Source organism: Eubacterium ramulus ATCC 29099 (genome assembly GCF_000469345.1).
GTDB lineage: Bacteria > Bacillota > Clostridia > Lachnospirales > Lachnospiraceae > Eubacterium_I > Eubacterium_I ramulus.
The window spans coordinates 87,322-102,704 of the sequence record NZ_KI271072.1; the positions used below are offsets into that span (position 1 = coordinate 87,322).

The window sequence follows — 15,383 nt, forward strand, 5'->3', positions numbered from 1 at the left end:
GCTTTGCGACCTGTCAGTGGGAGTTTTTAACTTCCACTAACATAAGCATTCCCCTTACCCACTGTTTAGTGCTCTACGCACTTGAGCGGAGGAATGCTTATTCTGCGTTCATTTATGGCTATTGTATCATATACCCTTGTCTTTTCCATGAAAAAACTATAAAAACTTTCTAAAGCCCAGCAATACAAATAACATTTTCTGTAATGTCTTTGGTCTATGGAATTCATAAATCGCATTTCCATTATTCGGCAAATAACAAAGTGTTTTTTCTACCTTAATAACTCCATTCTCAAAATCAATGCAATCCCATGTCAATCCAAGGATTTCACCCATACGCATGCCAGTTCCAAGTGCAACAATAAAAAATGCATATGTCTGACCGCCTTTGGATGTTTCAAGAAGAATATCAATTTCCTTATTACTTAAAATTCTTTTCTCTTCTTTTTCCTCATTATCAATGATTGTATTAATTCCAAATGCAATATTTTTATTAAGCAGTTCGGTTTCCACCGCACGATTCAACATATCAACCAATAATGATTTGCAATCTGCCCGCATCGTATCAGTTGCTAATTGATTAAAAGCATCTTGCAGTATAACCAAATTTAACTGACTCAGTTTGCGTCATCCAAGTTCTTTTCCTTTTAAGGATTTTCCCACTATTCTCTCCTTCCAGCAGATAATAGATAGTGTTCAGTTACTGACTTAATTATATCAAATTCTGAACCTATCTGCCACCGCCTTTCTCTATTTTCATATTCTTGTTTTTTCAATCCATCGATCCTGGTTCACAAATTCCAGGATCTCTGGATTTGTTATTCCTTTACTCTGAATCTCATGTTTTAATTGCCGGTAATCAGTATTGCTCCATGCAAATACTTTATATTCACGATTGCCGATCCACTCCAGCAAGTGTATCACTGCTTCTTCCAGCATCGGAGCATATTTAATCTGATCATTGGTGATACCTGTCATCTGAGAAATGAAATGATCTAAAACACCATATTTAGGCTGCACATACTGGCATATAGTAGCATGACTTCCTCCGGCATTCCAAAACCGGCTTTTTATACGTATCAGCTATTGAAAAATATCAGCGGTGATCTGCTTTACCGTGAAAAACACTATTTTGTTGTCAAAGATGACCGCACGTCATCCACGGTTTATACCATTGTTGTTATGAATTATAATGATGAAATTGAACATCTGTACACCCGCAGCGCAGATGTGTATAAGACCAATGAAACCATCAATGCTTTCATGGATGAATTGAACGTAGATTTTACCCTGCCCCAGACACAGGTCAGTATCGAACAGGCTGATACTGAATTGAATATCAGTGCCTCTATTCACGGGGCCGGGATAAATGTGATTGTAATAAAAGAAATTCTTGTTAGGGTGGCTTGGAACAAGTTGAAACGAACTCCAACAAGAACCTGAAAATTTTACAATGATTCTTTCGTTGGAGTTCGTTTCAGCTTTGTTCCCGAAGCCCTAAATCTGTTCCACCGTCAGCGCCCCCGCAAAACAGGTCCGCACACAGGCTGGTTCTCTGCCTTCTCGCAGACGCTCTATACAGCCGTCGCACTTTTCCATTTTTCCCTGCACATCAAACCGAATCATCTGCAATGGACAGGCATTCTCGCAGACATGACAGCCAACGCAGAGTTCTTTGTCTGTCAGAATCAGTCCGGTCTTTTCATCACGGTAAATGGCATGTACCGGACAGACTTCCATACATTTTCCGCAATGGGTACAGCCCGGACAGATATTTTTCTCGAATCCTTCTTTCTGAACTTTTCGAATGGCACGGAAGCTTTTCGCATCCGCCTCATCTACCTCATGATGTGCATCCAGACAGGCTATATGGCAGGCATAACACCCCACACACTTTTCCGCATTAAATTTTATCTTAATACTCATGCCCCAGCCACCACCTTTTCTACCTTGCAAAAATAGCTTTTGTATCCCGGAAATCCGGAAATCGGATCCAGATAATCCTTTGAGATCAGGTCATTTGCTTCCCCCTTTGGATTGCCATGATAAATATGTATCACACCCGGGCGTCCATTGCTGCATAATACCGCCGTTCCACACATGCTTCCAGCCGGTGAAGTCACTTTCACCTGTTCGCCTTCCTCAACGCCTAATGCAGCAGCATCTTCTGGATGCAGTTCCACCAGCGGCGCCTGCTCCAGATTTGCCAACCATGGCATACGATACGTTCTGGAATGGAAAAACTGCGGCTTTCTCGAACCGGTATTTAAAATGTATGGATATTCTATCTGATCCACACCAGACATTTGCCGATAATCCCGATACTCCGGCAGTCCACTGTATCCATGACTATCACGGTAACGTTCCAGCACCTGCGATACAAACTCCACTTTTCCGGACGGCGTAGCAAACCCATTCTTTTCATAGGTTTTAAATTCCGGCGGAATAATCACTTTTCCCTTTACTCCTTCCGGATGCTCCCGCAGTTCCTGAATCGTCAGACCGGATGGCTGCAAAATATAATCCATGTAGTGCTCATAGCCCTGACCAAGTGCCTCATCCGTCAGATGCATCGCATTCAGCATTCCAATCATGATCTCCACATCATTTTTTGCGTCTCCCAGCGGCGGAATTGCCTGCTCCGACAGGAAAAACATACCGCCACGGCCATTTACAACCACATCCCGCTCAAAGGTGGAGGCCGCAGGCAGCACCAGATCTGCCATCTTACTGGAATCTGACAAAAACAGATCCGTATTCACATAAAAATCAAGCGTTCCAAGTGCTTTTTGCAGGTGCTCCGGCTCCGGCCACATCCGGCAGTTTAATCCAAAACCAACCACTGCTTTGATCGGATACGGCTGTGCTTCCAGAATGTTATCCGCCAGTCGGCTGCACTGCGCTTCCTCGCAAGGCAGATCAAACCAGGCCGGAAACTCTTTTTCTCCAATTGCTTCTATCGCATTCAACCGTTTCACATTTCCCATGTACTCATTACACGGAGAATCCGGTCCCGGTCGGGATGGATTTCCACCCAGAATATCATAATTTCCGGTCAATGCGATCAGACACATCACCGCACGATAATTTTGCATTCCATTGATATGATGCACCACCGGTGACGCGGAAAACATCACCGCCGCAGGGCTGTTTTTCGCGTAAATTCGTGCCGCCTGGCGAATCAGATCCGCATCCAAACCCGTAATCTCCGCCGCCTTTTCCGGTTTAAACTGTTGCACATACGCGCGATATTCCTCAAATCCATATACATATTTTTCTACAAATTCATGGTCATACAGATTCTCTTCAATGATCACCTGTCCCATGGACAATGCCAGCGCTCCGTCCGTACCAGGAATCAGTTTTAGGTGCAGATCAGCCACCTGACTGGTCACCGTCTCCCGTGGATCCACGGAAATAATATTGACACCGCGCTCCTTCAGTGACTGATACATCGGTGCCATGGAAATATTAGAATAATACAGGTTGTTACTCCATACCAGAACCGTTTTCGCATGCATCATATCCGGAAAACAGATATTGCATCATATCCGGAAAACAGATATTATTTCCATAAATTGACCGCCAGGCCATGGCAGCCGACTGAAAACAGGTGCTGGACTCCGTACAGTAATTCGGAGAACCATATGCATTTGCCAGACGCAGCAGCGCCGGACGGTACCACTTCGGATATCCCGCATAAAATACCGTCGATTGCGACCCATATTTTTCCCGGATGCGCAGTAAATTGTTTGCAATCATCGCGTACGCTTCCTCCCAGGAAATACGTTCAAACTCGCCGCTGCCTCTTTCGCCCACGCGTTTCATCGGATATAAAATCCGGTCTTTATTGTATACATACTGCCTGGATGCAGCTCCCTTGGAGCACAAACCGCCCTGCTGTCCCGGCCAGTCTCGGCTGCCTTCCACAGAAAGCAGTTTTCCGTCCTGCACGTAGGCATCGATGGGACATCCTGCGGAACAGATATTGCAGCGGACTTTTTTAATTTCAGTTTTTTTCGTCATACTATTATGTCTTCCTCCTTTAGTCCATATTTCTTATCTGTGACTTTCATTCTCTACAGAATCACTACATAGTTTTGTCTATAGCTTCTATACAATCAATCTTTTCACAGAATTAAATTCTTATCATTATATAGGCTATATTCTGCGCTCTTGAATTAATCCAAACCTTCCGCTGTCATCTCAGCCCGAATCTCATCTTCCGAAGCTGCCATTGCATGGATTGTCATTTCCAACAGTTTGTCCAGTTCCCAGCCAAGCTGCTCCGCTCCGCGGGCGATTACTTCTCGGGAACATCCAACTGCAAATCCTTTTGCTTTGTATTTTTTCTTGAGTGATTTCAGTTCCATATCTTTTGTACTTTTGGACGGACGCATTAATGCTGCTGCCCAGATCAGACCGGTAAGCTCATCTGCCGCAAAAAGTACTTTTTCCATTTCATGCTCCGGCTCCACATCGATCGTTGCACCACATTCCACCGTAATTCCATAGCCATGAGAACATACTGCATGAATGACATCCTCACCAACGCCTGCTTCCCGTAATAATTCCGGAGCTTTCAGGCAGTGCTCCGCCGGATACAGTTCAAAATCAATGTCATGCAGCAATCCTACGATGCCCCAGTACTCTGCATCTTCTCCGTAGCCAAGTTCGTTGGCGTACCATTTCATTACAGCTTCCACGGTCAGGGCATGCTGGATGTGAAAGGAATCCTTGTTGTATTTTTTTAACAGGTCGAAAGCCTGCTGATGGGTGATTGTTTGCATTACAAAATCCTCCTTTTACGTAACAATTCAAAATACGTTTTTTAGTATATTGGCATATCTTCTCTGATAATAATCCTATAAACAACATTCCACAACAGCTTTCACCTAATTTGCACATTCTTTCTGTTGACTTTTATGTGTAAATATTTTATCTTTCAAATTACATACTTAATTTATTTTCTTTTTATAATTTACTAGTAGCTTTTTTCAAAAAAATGAGTATAATATAAATGAAAGTAAATATAAATTGCTCTTTCACACTTATAAACAAGTGTTTTTGGGTCGACGAGGCCACTAATGAAAGGATAATTTAACCGACGAGGTCTCTCGGGTTTACCAGAGTAGGGTATGGTTAGCGCCATACCCTTTTTATATATCACCAACCAAGGAGAATATGTTATTGAAAGAATACTACGAAAACTAACTTGATATATTGTCATCCACTTTTCTTCCTATCATATCTCCTCTGATAATAATCTAGCACACGGTACTCCACAACATCCCTCATCTGCTCTGCAAAAGCTTCTTTCTTAACCACATCCTTTAAATCATCATTCAATGCAATCGCATAACCTTCCTTTTTACAGAAAAATCCATCTCCGGATTTAATCAGAAAATTCACCGGCATCTGTATAATTTTCTTTAAATGTGCTTTGTCTGTGATATTCCTATATTTTTCATATGTCATGTCAGAATCAAAATCTCTCCAGTTTTCATTAGCATCAAAAAATGCTTTCCAGCAATCCACGATTTCTTCATTTGTCACTTCCATCCGAATATCGCTATCATTATAGATTGCCTGCGAAACCGGCATTTTATAAACTTTCGTCATATTGGTATTTTCAATCAGTTTAATAAACTCATGGCACACAATGAAGATCTGGATTATTTCAGTTTATGCAGCACTCTGAATTCCACTCCGGAACTCATGAGCTTTAAATTATACAGTCTGACCAAGCGAGGACAGGCTTATCATATGCCTATGGAAATACAGAGTAATTTTCTTGCAAAATAAAAAACAATGCAGAGATGTATATTGCGATTAATATATACCTCTGCATTTGTATTTAAACACTGTTCTGTTGTAACTAAACTATTCTACTCATTTTCTTATTGCATCCCCATACCACAACTGATATAATCACAACATGAGTGCTGCCATAACGGTAGGCGGTTAGTCCTTCAACAGAGGGACTGCGACCCTCTGATTACATAGAAACCCGAAAGGGAATCCAATGGAAAGGAGGGCTAAGCCAGTGAGTATTATAGATTTCATTGCAGTAGTGAGCTTTGGCTTAACCTGCTTTAGTATCGGATACACATTCGGTAAGGATAATAATAAGACGCAAAAATAGCCGCCCAAGCCTAGTAAACTGAAGCGGCAATTTTTGACAATTCATATATTGGACTAACCGTCTATCGGTAGCACTCTTTTTGTATAATTATATTACCATGCATCCTCAAAAATGTCAAAAATATTCTTAACATATATTGCTATCACCTAATCCTCCAAACCGCTTCCCAGATTTGGGAAGCACTTTTGCAACTCTTAATTCAGTTTTTTATACAATCAATGTTTTCCTTTTCTTCGGTCTATTAGTTGTCGAATATAGCAGACTGTCACATCAATATACTTTATTTCCAAGACTATTTGTTTCTATTTTTTTACTATCCATTCTTCATCTCGAATGATGGTTCTCATACCTGGAGCGTAATCTACCATTTTACTCTTTCCTCTTTCAATGCCTTTAATTTCTTTTTGTATTTCATTTTTTCTATTTGATGAACTAGCTTTCTTAAATCCTAATACCACTTTTATTTCCACAGCGTCCTATTGTTCTATAGCTTTTCATTGCTTTATTCGCATTATGAGTCATACTTGTATTGATTAATTATTCGATTAATTTCCTTTTTCATCTCATCTACCACTTCATCCGGTCCAACAATCTTTATATCCTCACCCAGTGAAAACACCCAACCAAGGAACTGCCTGCTGACATGCACATCTACATTCACTGTGAAATGTTCATCATCTGTCGGAATCAACATCACATTCTTTCCGAACCGATCAATGATAACACCTGCCAGACTGTTTTTTACCAGCAGCTTTACAGTCTGTTCTTTTCCACCAAACATTCCAAAACTTTTCTTCGCATAATCAGCCATATCCAGTTTTTTAAAGTGCTCTTTTCCGTCTCGGCTTTCATTTGATAATTTGATATGCAGCATCTTATCTACCCGGTAATGTTTAATCTGCTCTGCATCTGAATCATAACCTACCAGATAATAGTTTTCATCATCCCAAGACAATCCCCACGGACTGATGTGATACCATGCCCCATTATGGCGAAGTTCCATTTCCTTCTTCACATTCCACTGATAATACTGGAATTTAATCTTCTTATTTTCCGAAATTGCTTTATGAATCGCATCCACAGTGTAATAGATGCTCTCATTCATTGTTTTAATTCTTCCAGAAACAAACACCTGCCGCTGCAATTTCTGTGCATCATATTTACTGACCAATGTTTCCAGCTTTTTAATCAGTGCATTTGATTTTTTCTCTGTAATAAATTTTGAAGACTGGATAGCATCTACCAAAAGTTTTAATTCCGGAAGTTCAAACGCGCGATTTACAACATGATAATGGTATCGATTCCCGACAGGTTCACCTTCTACATCTATTCCAAGAACACTCAAATCTCTCAGATCGTTATATACACTTTTCCGGTCTGCTGTTACGTCATATTTTGCCAAGCCGTCCATGATTTCTGGCATAGTGATATAATGCTCATCATCAGTTTGTTCCTGCATAATCTGAGCAAGCCGGTATAACTTGAACTTCTGATTACTTCCCTTCGGCACTTTTCCGGTCTCCTTTCACCAAATGATAACTCAAGTATACCATAGGTGGGAGACATATGGTGCATCTTTTCACACAAAACTTGTGTAAAGATTGTACATGTTGACGCCTTTATCTTCTTAAGTATCAGTCATCGTAATGGTTCCAGCCTCCTAATATTCTAGGATTGCTGTGACCGGTTTTATGTCCTTTGTCATCATAATGATTTGTTCCTGTCAGTGTGATAAATACTTTTGCCATTGTAAATGCTCCTTCCTTAGAAATCATATTCATCCGGATCCAGTCCAGCATCTTCCAGTGCTTCTCTTCGTTCATCTGCATCCATAAACTCCAACTCGTCCGGATCCAGTCCTGATAATTCCAACTCCGTCTGTACTTCAGAGTCGTCTTTCAACAGTTCATTTAGGAAGGTAAATTCCATTGCACTTTCTAGTGGACTGATATTTCCATCATGGTTCAGATTAAACATACTTTCGAATATTCCTTTCATCGCAGCTCCTCCTTTAATCGTTCATGTATTCATAGTAATCGGATTCGCTGGCAAACAAGATATATTTACCATCTACCAATCCCATGTAACCATCACCAGTGTTAAATCCTTTCATTGCCAGTTCCTCCATTTCTTTGAATTTTATGTTTTAATCTTCTTTGATGGTTACAGTGTATATCAATAGATGGGGTATAAAAATCCCTGTTCTTTTATACTTCTATCCTTCTATGTCAGAAGGCTCAGAATAACTTTTTCTGAGCCTTTCCATCTTGTTGTTTTTAATTATAGGTAAATCTATTATGCAAGGCTTGCAGTTAATGATCCCTGTGCATCATTGTCAATGAGTGCAACCTTTTTGCCTTCTCTGGCTAATCCAATTCCAAGATTAACCGTTACATTTGTTTTCGCACATCCGCCTTTTTGGTTCGTAATCGCAATAACCTTACACATTTTTCCATCCTCTCTGTATCTCATTTTTCATAATTTATTGGCCACATAGTTAAGAACTCTTCTTTTAAAATCATGATATCTCAATAACATATAGCTTTGAACTCTGGATAAAAACAAAAACAGATTACTTTTAACTAATGAAGGTATAAAAAAAATCCGCTAATGGGGCGGTGAATTAAGAAAACATTGAAGCAAGGGACGGTATAGCCAAACGGCTATGCCGTTCTTTGCTGTTTTTGAGTTGTATTTTGGGCTTTTTCTTTTGCCCGGTCAAAATCAAATGCACCGATGAAGTTATAGACAATCGTGATTTCCCTTGTCTTGGATTTCTTGTCGGTATGGGAAACTTCAATATGGTCTATAAACTCCCGCAAAATGGAAGCATCAAGTTCCTGCATATCGGTGTACTTCTTTACGACGCTGATAAACGCCTTAACGTTGGTTTTTTGCTTTTCCTGCTGCTTGATTTCTTCCCGCAACACTTCTGCCATTGATTTTAAGTTTTCCTGCTCCAACTCATAATCACGGGACATTTTGATAAACCGTTCATCTGATAATTTCCCGGTTACATTATCCTCGTATAAATGCTTGAACAGGTTATCCAATTCGGCAATCCGGCTTTCGGCTCTGGAAAGTGTTTCGCGCTTGCGGGAAAACTCCGCGTCGCGCTCACGCAAACGGCTGTCCGCTGCTTCTTGGATAAACTCGGCTTCGTACTGCGTTACATACTCGATTGCTTCCCGCAAGTTCCGCAAAACAATTTCATGCAGGACAACATTTTTTATGGAATGGGTCGTACACAAATCTTTGCCTTTCCGATAGGTTGAACAGATAAAATACTTCTGTTCCTCGGTAAAGTTCGTTGCTCGGCATTGATACATCTTGCCGCCACACTCTGCACAATAAAGCAGCCCGGAGAAAATACCCATATCGCCCATTTTGGTAGGGCGGCGGCGTGATCGGCGTATGTTCTGCACAATGAGGAATACGCTTTCTTCCACAATCGGCGGCTGTGTGTTTTCAAAGATTACCCATTCCGACGGGTCGTTCCACAACTTCTTCTTGCTCTTATAGGATTGCTTGCGGGTCTTGAAGTTCACCGTATGCCCTAAATACTCTATGCGTTCTAAAGTGCGGGAAACCGTTTCATTTGTCCATTTATATGGGTTAGCCGTCGGCTTGTTGGTAACAGGCCGCCCCTTTGCTTGGGAGTAAGCTGTCGGATTATAGATTTCGTGCTTTTCTAACCATTTTGCAATCTGCGTCGGACCCATGCCGGAAACGCACAACGCGAAAATCTGCTGCACAACGGCTGCGGCTTCCTCGTCTATAATCCACTTCTTTTTGTTGTCCGGGTCTTTCATGTAGCCGTAAGGCGGGATTGTGGTAAGATGTTCGCCGGATTTCCCCTTTGATTGCCAAGTAGCGCGTATCTTCTTTGAAGTGTCGCGGGCGTACATCTCATTGAACACATTACGGATTGCGGTAAACTCATTTTCGCCCCGCGTACTGTCCACTCCGTCGTTGACAGCGATAAAATGCACGCCAAAATCGGGAAACAGCATATCGGTGTAAAAACCGACTTGCAAATAATCGCGTCCAAAACGGGACATATCCTTGACGATAACGCGCTTGATTTTCCCCGCCTTAATATCGGCTAACATACGCTGAAAGCCGGGGCGGTTGAAGTTTGTACCGGAATATCCGTCGTCCTCGTCATAGTGCCGATAGGCAGTAATCCCATGCTCCCGGCAGTATCGTTCCAAAATCTTCTTTTGGTTTGCAATACTGTTGCTCTCACCCTCCAACTTGTCCTCTTGCGAAAGCCTTTCATATAAAGCCGTTATACCCTCGTCCTGCGTGTCTTGCTGCTGATCGCGCACATAGAATTGCAAGACATTGTTTGAAATGGCTTCGCGGACTTCCGCGCTTAACACTTTGGGGGCTGCAATTTGCTGAAAGGAAAAAGTGTTATTCATCTGCGCTCACCACCTTTCGCGGCAAGTGCAGCATATAGCTGTCGGCTGCAATCCAGCGCGGCATGGTCGCCGTTGATCGCTTCAATAGAAACACCCAAACCAGCGGCGCAATCTGCAAAAGCGATTACGTCTAAACAGTTACGGGAAATGCGGTCAAGGCTTGCCACAATAATTTTTTCTAACCGCCCATTTCTCATATCCTGTTGCATAAGGGAAAATGCGGGGCGGTCAAAGTTCAATCCGTTATAGCCATTATCCGCATATAGAGCAAAGGCGGCAATCCCGTTTTGACTTGCGTGGTAAAGAAGTCTTTGCATTTGATTGTCAAGGTACAAAGTATCTGTTTGAAGTGCCGCACGAAAATAGTATGCGGTCAATTTATCCGGCTGTTTCATGTTACCTCCTATTCCGACAGCCGGACAAACAGGTTCATATATATTATACCACAAAACCCGCCGCCCGTCTGCAATAGGAGAGTAATTTCGGCATTATACCGGGCTTTTTTCTTGTTTTAGGTCATTGTGGATTAGGCGGCGTACCTTTGTCGCGGCGTCCTCTCTTACACCGTCTTTTACAACGGCTTTGACGATATAGGTTATATCCCCGATCTTGTATTCGCGTACAATCGGGGATTTTGCTTCTTGCTTATTTGTTTGTTCCATAGTAGAAAATCCCCCTTTCGTGGGATAGAAAGAGAATATAAACTGAAAAGGCAAAACGGGCGGTTGTTAGCTGCAACCTCACGGGAGTTTCACCCCGGCCCATGCTTATGGGTGCGCCGCGCAATACTTTGAGGGTGTTCAACGCGGGAGTATCATTGTGCCGCCTTGTATGTCGTCGCCCACAAGCTGCTAAACTTGTTTTGCGGCTCAGTAGTTCTCGCTCGGCTTTTCCCCGTAGGGGAAAAGCGTCATGGCGTACCCGCCGCCCGGCTCGGTACAGACGGAATGTACCCGTTTGCCTGTTATGCTGCGCACCAAAGGTCGCTTTCTTTGTCAAGTTACAATAGGCTTTGTCGGCCTGCAAAAGCACATCAACAGCGGATATGCTTTTGCGGAACGACAAATAGCCCATAACGGGAATCGTGGAAAGGGGACACGCTCCCCGCATGGGCTAAAAGATTATCCTACATGAAAAGCAAGGGTGCGGGTAATAAGGCGCACTTGCAGCCTGTTACGCATTTCCTCGTCCACATAGGAATAGGTATTGCCCGCGTCGTCTTTCAGCGTGCGGGTACAAAGTTTCGCTATGTAACCCTCGTAATGCTTCAAGATCGCGCACATGGCGGTTGTGTCGCCGTTTGCCGCTGCGGAAATGACAGGGAACGGCAACAGATTTTCAGATTTCCTAACGGTATTCATCATCTGCTTTTCCCTCCAAATACTGTTTGATTTTCGCAAGCGCGGATTTCCTGTGCCGGAAAACCGTCGTGCGTACAACATTCAGCAGTTCGCCAATTTCCGCGTCGCTCATATCCAAGAAGTAGGACAAAAGGATAATGTCGCGTTTCCTTTCGGGCAAAGCGTTAAGGGCTTCGGCAAGCAGTTCATTTTTGACGAGTACATCAAAGCCGGACACTTGAAAACGGAAATAATCGCTTTCGTATTCGTCCGTTGTGAAAAGCTGCGCGAGTTCGCTTTCGCTCAAATCCGAAAAAGTAACTTCGCGTGCTGCGCGTTTCGCAAGAGTGCGGCGGTGGCTTTTCGCTTCGCCGACCAAAGTTTTCTTTGCTAATGCGTCGTACTGATGTTGTATTCTTTCCTTGTCGGAAGAAGATAGCTCCATAGAGTTCACCTCCTTCCCGCGTGGAGTAGAGGACGGGAGTTAAGGGCTTGTCCTCTCTGCCCCTTTCGCTCCGTACCCGTTCGGGAGATGGCTCTTGAGTGCGCTTTTCAGAAAAAAGTTGAAAAAAGCAAAATGCGCCCGTCCGCAAGACGCGGACGGGCGCAAAGGAAATGTAAGCAGTAGCTAAATGTATTGACAGTTCACATTCATAGCCGGAATATCCCGCTTGCGGAGCATAGCTTTTTTTGACCGCAAAGCATTAGGCGGGTTACAGTAAATAAAAATGGACACGGCGATACCTCCCCGATACCGCCGTATCCTTAAAAAAGGGCGACTTTAATACACTACCCGCAATCCATTCTATAATAGGGAACAGCGGCTTTTGCGCAATATTAAATAAAAAAGCCGATAACACATAGGTTTTTTGACCTAATGCGTTATCGGCTCTGCGTCTATGCGTCTGGCACTTTTAATCATTTTTTTTTGAATTTATTATATGTGTTAGCTAACTGTCCACAAGCCGCGTTAATCTCTCTGCCATGAGAAACTCTCATAGTAACTTCAAGTCCTGCTTGCTCTAATTGATGTTTGAATGCAACTATTTCCCGTTTCTGTGGTGCTTTAATTCTTGAATTGCTTGTTGGGTTGTATTGTAACACGTTAATCATAACTTTTTTGCCCCGAAACCATTTTGCAAGTTGTCTTACATCTGAGGGCCGGTCATTTATACCCGGTAAAAGCAAATACGCAAAGACAATTTTGCGATTATGCCTTTCAGAATAGGATAAGGCTTGCTTAACAACATCTTCAATAGCATATATGCGCATGTGAGGAATAATACGATTTCTTGCAGATTGTGTTGCTGCGTGTAAAGATATTGTCAACTGAATTTTAAGATGTTCCTCGCGCAATTTTTTTAATTGATCGACCGGACCAACTGTTGATATGGTAATGCCGTCGGTTGGAAAGTTGAGCCCATATCTATCTCGGAGAATATGGATTGCTTTTATCAAGTTGTCATAATTGAATAAAGGCTCTCCCATACCCATAAAAACGATACGGTTTACTTTTCGACGCAACAATATAATCTGTTGTACGATTTCTGACGATGTTAGATTACGAACAAAGCCATTTCGCCCGGACTCACAAAAAATACAACCAACAGGACAACCGACTTGTGTGCTCACGCAAACAGTTCCACCATCTCGCCGCTTGATAAAAACCGTTTCAATGTATTTGTTGTCTTTCAGTTCGTAAACATACTTTTCAGTATCACTGCTTTTGCAAATATTTTTTACCAACATTGATAGATTTTTTTTGCGTGGTAATTGCTTATATAATTCTTCATATAAGGCTTTTGCTTCATTCTCGCCAATAACTTCCGACATTTCTTTGTAAGTAAATCCGTATGGATCATTCCGTACTTCCGCAGGCGTATATTTAGGTAAACGTTTCATTTTTATATCCTTTCTTCTAAATAATAAAAGTTTGTTTTTCTGTATTTTTGATTACAATCTCTAATTTTTCTACATCAATGATATGCGTCAATTTGCATTTAGGGCAGAAAAGAGGAAAATCTTTTAATACAGTATTATGAAATACTTGAACTCTCGTCTTTCCGTTACAAATCGGACATTTTATCCAATATTTTTTAAGCATTATATTTCACTCGTCCTTTTTACACAAAAAAATGCAGGTCAATCCTCAACATGAGCATTGACCTGCATTTATAATGCACAGAGCAGTACAACAAAACTAAGGCATAGCTTGCACTATGTCTATACTATATCTATACGTCGTTAGTTTTTTGTATAGCATCCGCAAAATAAGCATGACAAAAAAGCCCATGTTGAAAATGGGAAAATCCTTTTTTTCAATGCTTATCTAATACGCATGCTATGCAACATAAACGCCGCCTCCTTTTACATAAATTTTATTTTATCAGAAAATCAGTCTACTGTCAATACACAACAGGAAGTATTTAACCTAATGATATGAATTGTGTGGACATATCCAAAAAGAAAGGTGAACTGTAAAATGTAACAGGGTGAATGAAAATGGCAAAAAGACCCGTACCATTGTACGACTTTAAGGCTTTCGGGGCAGCTATAAAAGCCGCGAGAAATGAATACGGCGAGAGCCGCAAAAAGGTAAGCGACGAGTTATATATTTCCCCGCGCTACCTTGCGAATATCGAGAACAAGGGACAACAGCCGAGTTTACAGGTATTCTATGACCTTGTAACCCGGTATCATATTTCGGTAGATCAATTTTTCTTCCCGAACAGCAATGCGGAGAAATCCACCGGGCGGCGGCAGCTTGACGCGCTGCTGGACGGTATGAGCGATAAAGGCATACGGATTGTAACCGCAACAGCAAGGGAGATAACGGAAGTCGAAAAAGCAGAGGATTAACCTCACAATATGAGAAATCGGGAGATTGCAGCGCATGGCGGCTGCAATCTTTTTTTGCGTCCAAAATCAAAGGAACGCGCAACAAATACCGCCTTTCGGTGGGGGTATGGAGTAGATAGCAAGCACAGCAAACGAGTACCCGTTTGCGGAAAATGCTTGTTGGGATAATCCCAAACCCTTATACCGAAAGGCGGTGCGGAAATGGAAAACCGAAAGAGAAATATACAGATGAAGTTTTACGTTACGGAAGAAGAAAAGCGGCTGATCGACGAGAAGATGAAGCAGCTTCCCATAAAGCAGTATGGGGCATACTTCCGTAAAATGGCGATAGACGGGTATATTCTTGTCGTTGACCGAAGCGACACAAAAGCATATATCCGGGAACTGCAAGCGGTGAGCCGGAACATCAACCAAATTGCAAAACGCGCCAATGCGACGGGGACGGTTTACAGGCAGGATATAGAGGACATTAAAAAGGCGGTGGACGAGATATGGCGGTTACAAAGACGCACCCTATTAAATCAACCTTAAAGGCTGCGATAGACTATATCTTAAATCCCGAAAAGACAGACGGGAAGCTGCTTGCGTCCTCTTTCGGCTGCGGGCTGGAAACCG

20 protein-coding genes and 1 pseudogene are annotated in these 15,383 nt (G+C 42.3%); 3 read left to right on the forward strand and 18 right to left on the reverse strand.

Annotation, left to right across the window (positions count from 1 at the left end; genetic code table 11):
- Nucleotides 1–156: 156 nt before the first annotated feature.
- Together HMPREF0373_RS00350 and HMPREF0373_RS00355 are read right to left on the reverse strand one after the other, a co-directional pair.
- Nucleotides 157–603: a tyrosine-type recombinase/integrase gene (locus HMPREF0373_RS00350; RefSeq protein ID WP_021737533.1), complete on the reverse strand. Its 447-nt coding sequence runs from the start codon at nt 601–603 to the stop codon at nt 157–159.
- A gap of 150 nt (nt 604–753) precedes the next feature.
- Nucleotides 754–1,017, reverse strand: a complete 264-nt coding sequence (locus tag HMPREF0373_RS00355; protein WP_021737534.1) for a 3'-5' exonuclease family protein — start codon at nt 1,015–1,017, stop codon at nt 754–756.
- Between the two features lie 66 nt (nt 1,018–1,083).
- On the opposite strand from HMPREF0373_RS00355, the gene HMPREF0373_RS00360 reads away from it, so the two are divergent.
- A complete protein-coding gene (locus tag HMPREF0373_RS00360) occupies nt 1,084–1,440 on the forward strand; it encodes a hypothetical protein (protein WP_147597845.1) in 357 nt (118 codons plus the stop codon).
- 54 nt (nt 1,441–1,494) lie between these two features.
- On the opposite strand, the gene HMPREF0373_RS00365 is transcribed toward HMPREF0373_RS00360, so the two are convergent.
- From HMPREF0373_RS00365 to HMPREF0373_RS00430, 16 genes and pseudogenes are all read right to left on the reverse strand, one after another.
- Complete coding sequence (locus HMPREF0373_RS00365) at nt 1,495–1,923, reverse strand: 4Fe-4S dicluster domain-containing protein (protein WP_021737536.1); 429 nt, start codon at nt 1,921–1,923, stop codon at nt 1,495–1,497.
- Nucleotides 1,920–3,521, reverse strand: coding sequence for a molybdopterin-containing oxidoreductase family protein (locus HMPREF0373_RS17460; protein ID WP_278244291.1), 1,602 nt, complete (start codon nt 3,519–3,521; stop codon nt 1,920–1,922). Before HMPREF0373_RS17460 ends, HMPREF0373_RS00365 begins: the two co-directional genes overlap by 4 nt.
- Complete coding sequence (locus tag HMPREF0373_RS17465; protein ID WP_021737538.1) at nt 3,487–4,023, reverse strand: molybdopterin-dependent oxidoreductase; 537 nt, start codon at nt 4,021–4,023, stop codon at nt 3,487–3,489. The genes HMPREF0373_RS17460 and HMPREF0373_RS17465 overlap by 35 nt, the downstream gene beginning before the upstream one ends.
- Before the next feature lie 155 nt (nt 4,024–4,178).
- Complete coding sequence (locus HMPREF0373_RS00375; protein ID WP_021737539.1) at nt 4,179–4,787, reverse strand: HD domain-containing protein; 609 nt, start codon at nt 4,785–4,787, stop codon at nt 4,179–4,181.
- Between the two features lie 436 nt (nt 4,788–5,223).
- Nucleotides 5,224–5,619, reverse strand: coding sequence for a hypothetical protein (locus HMPREF0373_RS16620; RefSeq protein WP_147597846.1), 396 nt, complete (start codon nt 5,617–5,619; stop codon nt 5,224–5,226).
- Nucleotides 5,620–6,444: 825 nt separating this feature from the next.
- A complete protein-coding gene (locus tag HMPREF0373_RS16630; protein ID WP_207638144.1) occupies nt 6,445–6,600 on the reverse strand; it encodes a hypothetical protein in 156 nt (51 codons plus the stop codon).
- 53 nt (nt 6,601–6,653) lie between these two features.
- Entirely contained in the window at nt 6,654–7,652 is a 999-nt protein-coding gene (locus HMPREF0373_RS00390) for a helix-turn-helix transcriptional regulator (RefSeq protein ID WP_021737543.1), read from the reverse strand.
- A gap of 254 nt (nt 7,653–7,906) precedes the next feature.
- Complete coding sequence (locus tag HMPREF0373_RS00395; RefSeq protein WP_021737545.1) at nt 7,907–8,140, reverse strand: hypothetical protein; 234 nt, start codon at nt 8,138–8,140, stop codon at nt 7,907–7,909.
- Nucleotides 8,141–8,443: 303 nt separating this feature from the next.
- Nucleotides 8,444–8,590 (reverse strand): annotated as a pseudogene (locus HMPREF0373_RS16230) (ParA family protein); the annotation flags it as partial.
- A gap of 215 nt (nt 8,591–8,805) precedes the next feature.
- Nucleotides 8,806–10,569, reverse strand: a complete 1,764-nt coding sequence (locus HMPREF0373_RS00400; protein WP_021737547.1) for a recombinase family protein — start codon at nt 10,567–10,569, stop codon at nt 8,806–8,808.
- Nucleotides 10,566–10,964: a recombinase family protein gene (locus HMPREF0373_RS00405; protein ID WP_021737548.1), complete on the reverse strand. Its 399-nt coding sequence runs from the start codon at nt 10,962–10,964 to the stop codon at nt 10,566–10,568. Before HMPREF0373_RS00405 ends, HMPREF0373_RS00400 begins: the two co-directional genes overlap by 4 nt.
- A gap of 93 nt (nt 10,965–11,057) precedes the next feature.
- Nucleotides 11,058–11,231, reverse strand: a complete 174-nt coding sequence (locus HMPREF0373_RS16235; RefSeq protein WP_021639554.1) for a transposon-encoded TnpW family protein — start codon at nt 11,229–11,231, stop codon at nt 11,058–11,060.
- A 459-nt stretch (nt 11,232–11,690) separates the two neighbouring features.
- Nucleotides 11,691–11,933, reverse strand: a complete 243-nt coding sequence (locus HMPREF0373_RS00415) for a helix-turn-helix domain-containing protein (protein ID WP_002604473.1) — start codon at nt 11,931–11,933, stop codon at nt 11,691–11,693.
- Nucleotides 11,917–12,354 (reverse strand): sigma-70 family RNA polymerase sigma factor, encoded by a 438-nt coding sequence (locus HMPREF0373_RS00420; RefSeq protein WP_002604474.1) that lies wholly within the window; start codon nt 12,352–12,354, stop codon nt 11,917–11,919. The genes HMPREF0373_RS00415 and HMPREF0373_RS00420 overlap by 17 nt, the downstream gene beginning before the upstream one ends.
- Before the next feature lie 473 nt (nt 12,355–12,827).
- On the reverse strand, nt 12,828–13,811 hold the full coding sequence (gene rlmN, locus HMPREF0373_RS00425; RefSeq protein ID WP_002584956.1) for a 23S rRNA (adenine(2503)-C(2))-methyltransferase RlmN: 984 nt from the start codon (nt 13,809–13,811) through the stop codon (nt 12,828–12,830).
- Between the two features lie 16 nt (nt 13,812–13,827).
- Nucleotides 13,828–14,013: a cysteine-rich KTR domain-containing protein gene (locus tag HMPREF0373_RS00430; protein WP_003431289.1), complete on the reverse strand. Its 186-nt coding sequence runs from the start codon at nt 14,011–14,013 to the stop codon at nt 13,828–13,830.
- Between the two features lie 398 nt (nt 14,014–14,411).
- On the opposite strand from HMPREF0373_RS00430, the gene HMPREF0373_RS00435 reads away from it, so the two are divergent.
- Nucleotides 14,412–14,768: a helix-turn-helix transcriptional regulator gene (locus HMPREF0373_RS00435; RefSeq protein ID WP_002584957.1), complete on the forward strand. Its 357-nt coding sequence runs from the start codon at nt 14,412–14,414 to the stop codon at nt 14,766–14,768.
- A gap of 201 nt (nt 14,769–14,969) precedes the next feature.
- Nucleotides 14,970–15,299: a plasmid mobilization protein gene (locus HMPREF0373_RS00440; RefSeq protein WP_002584958.1), complete on the forward strand. Its 330-nt coding sequence runs from the start codon at nt 14,970–14,972 to the stop codon at nt 15,297–15,299.
- The last annotated feature ends 84 nt before the right edge of the window (nt 15,300–15,383 follow it).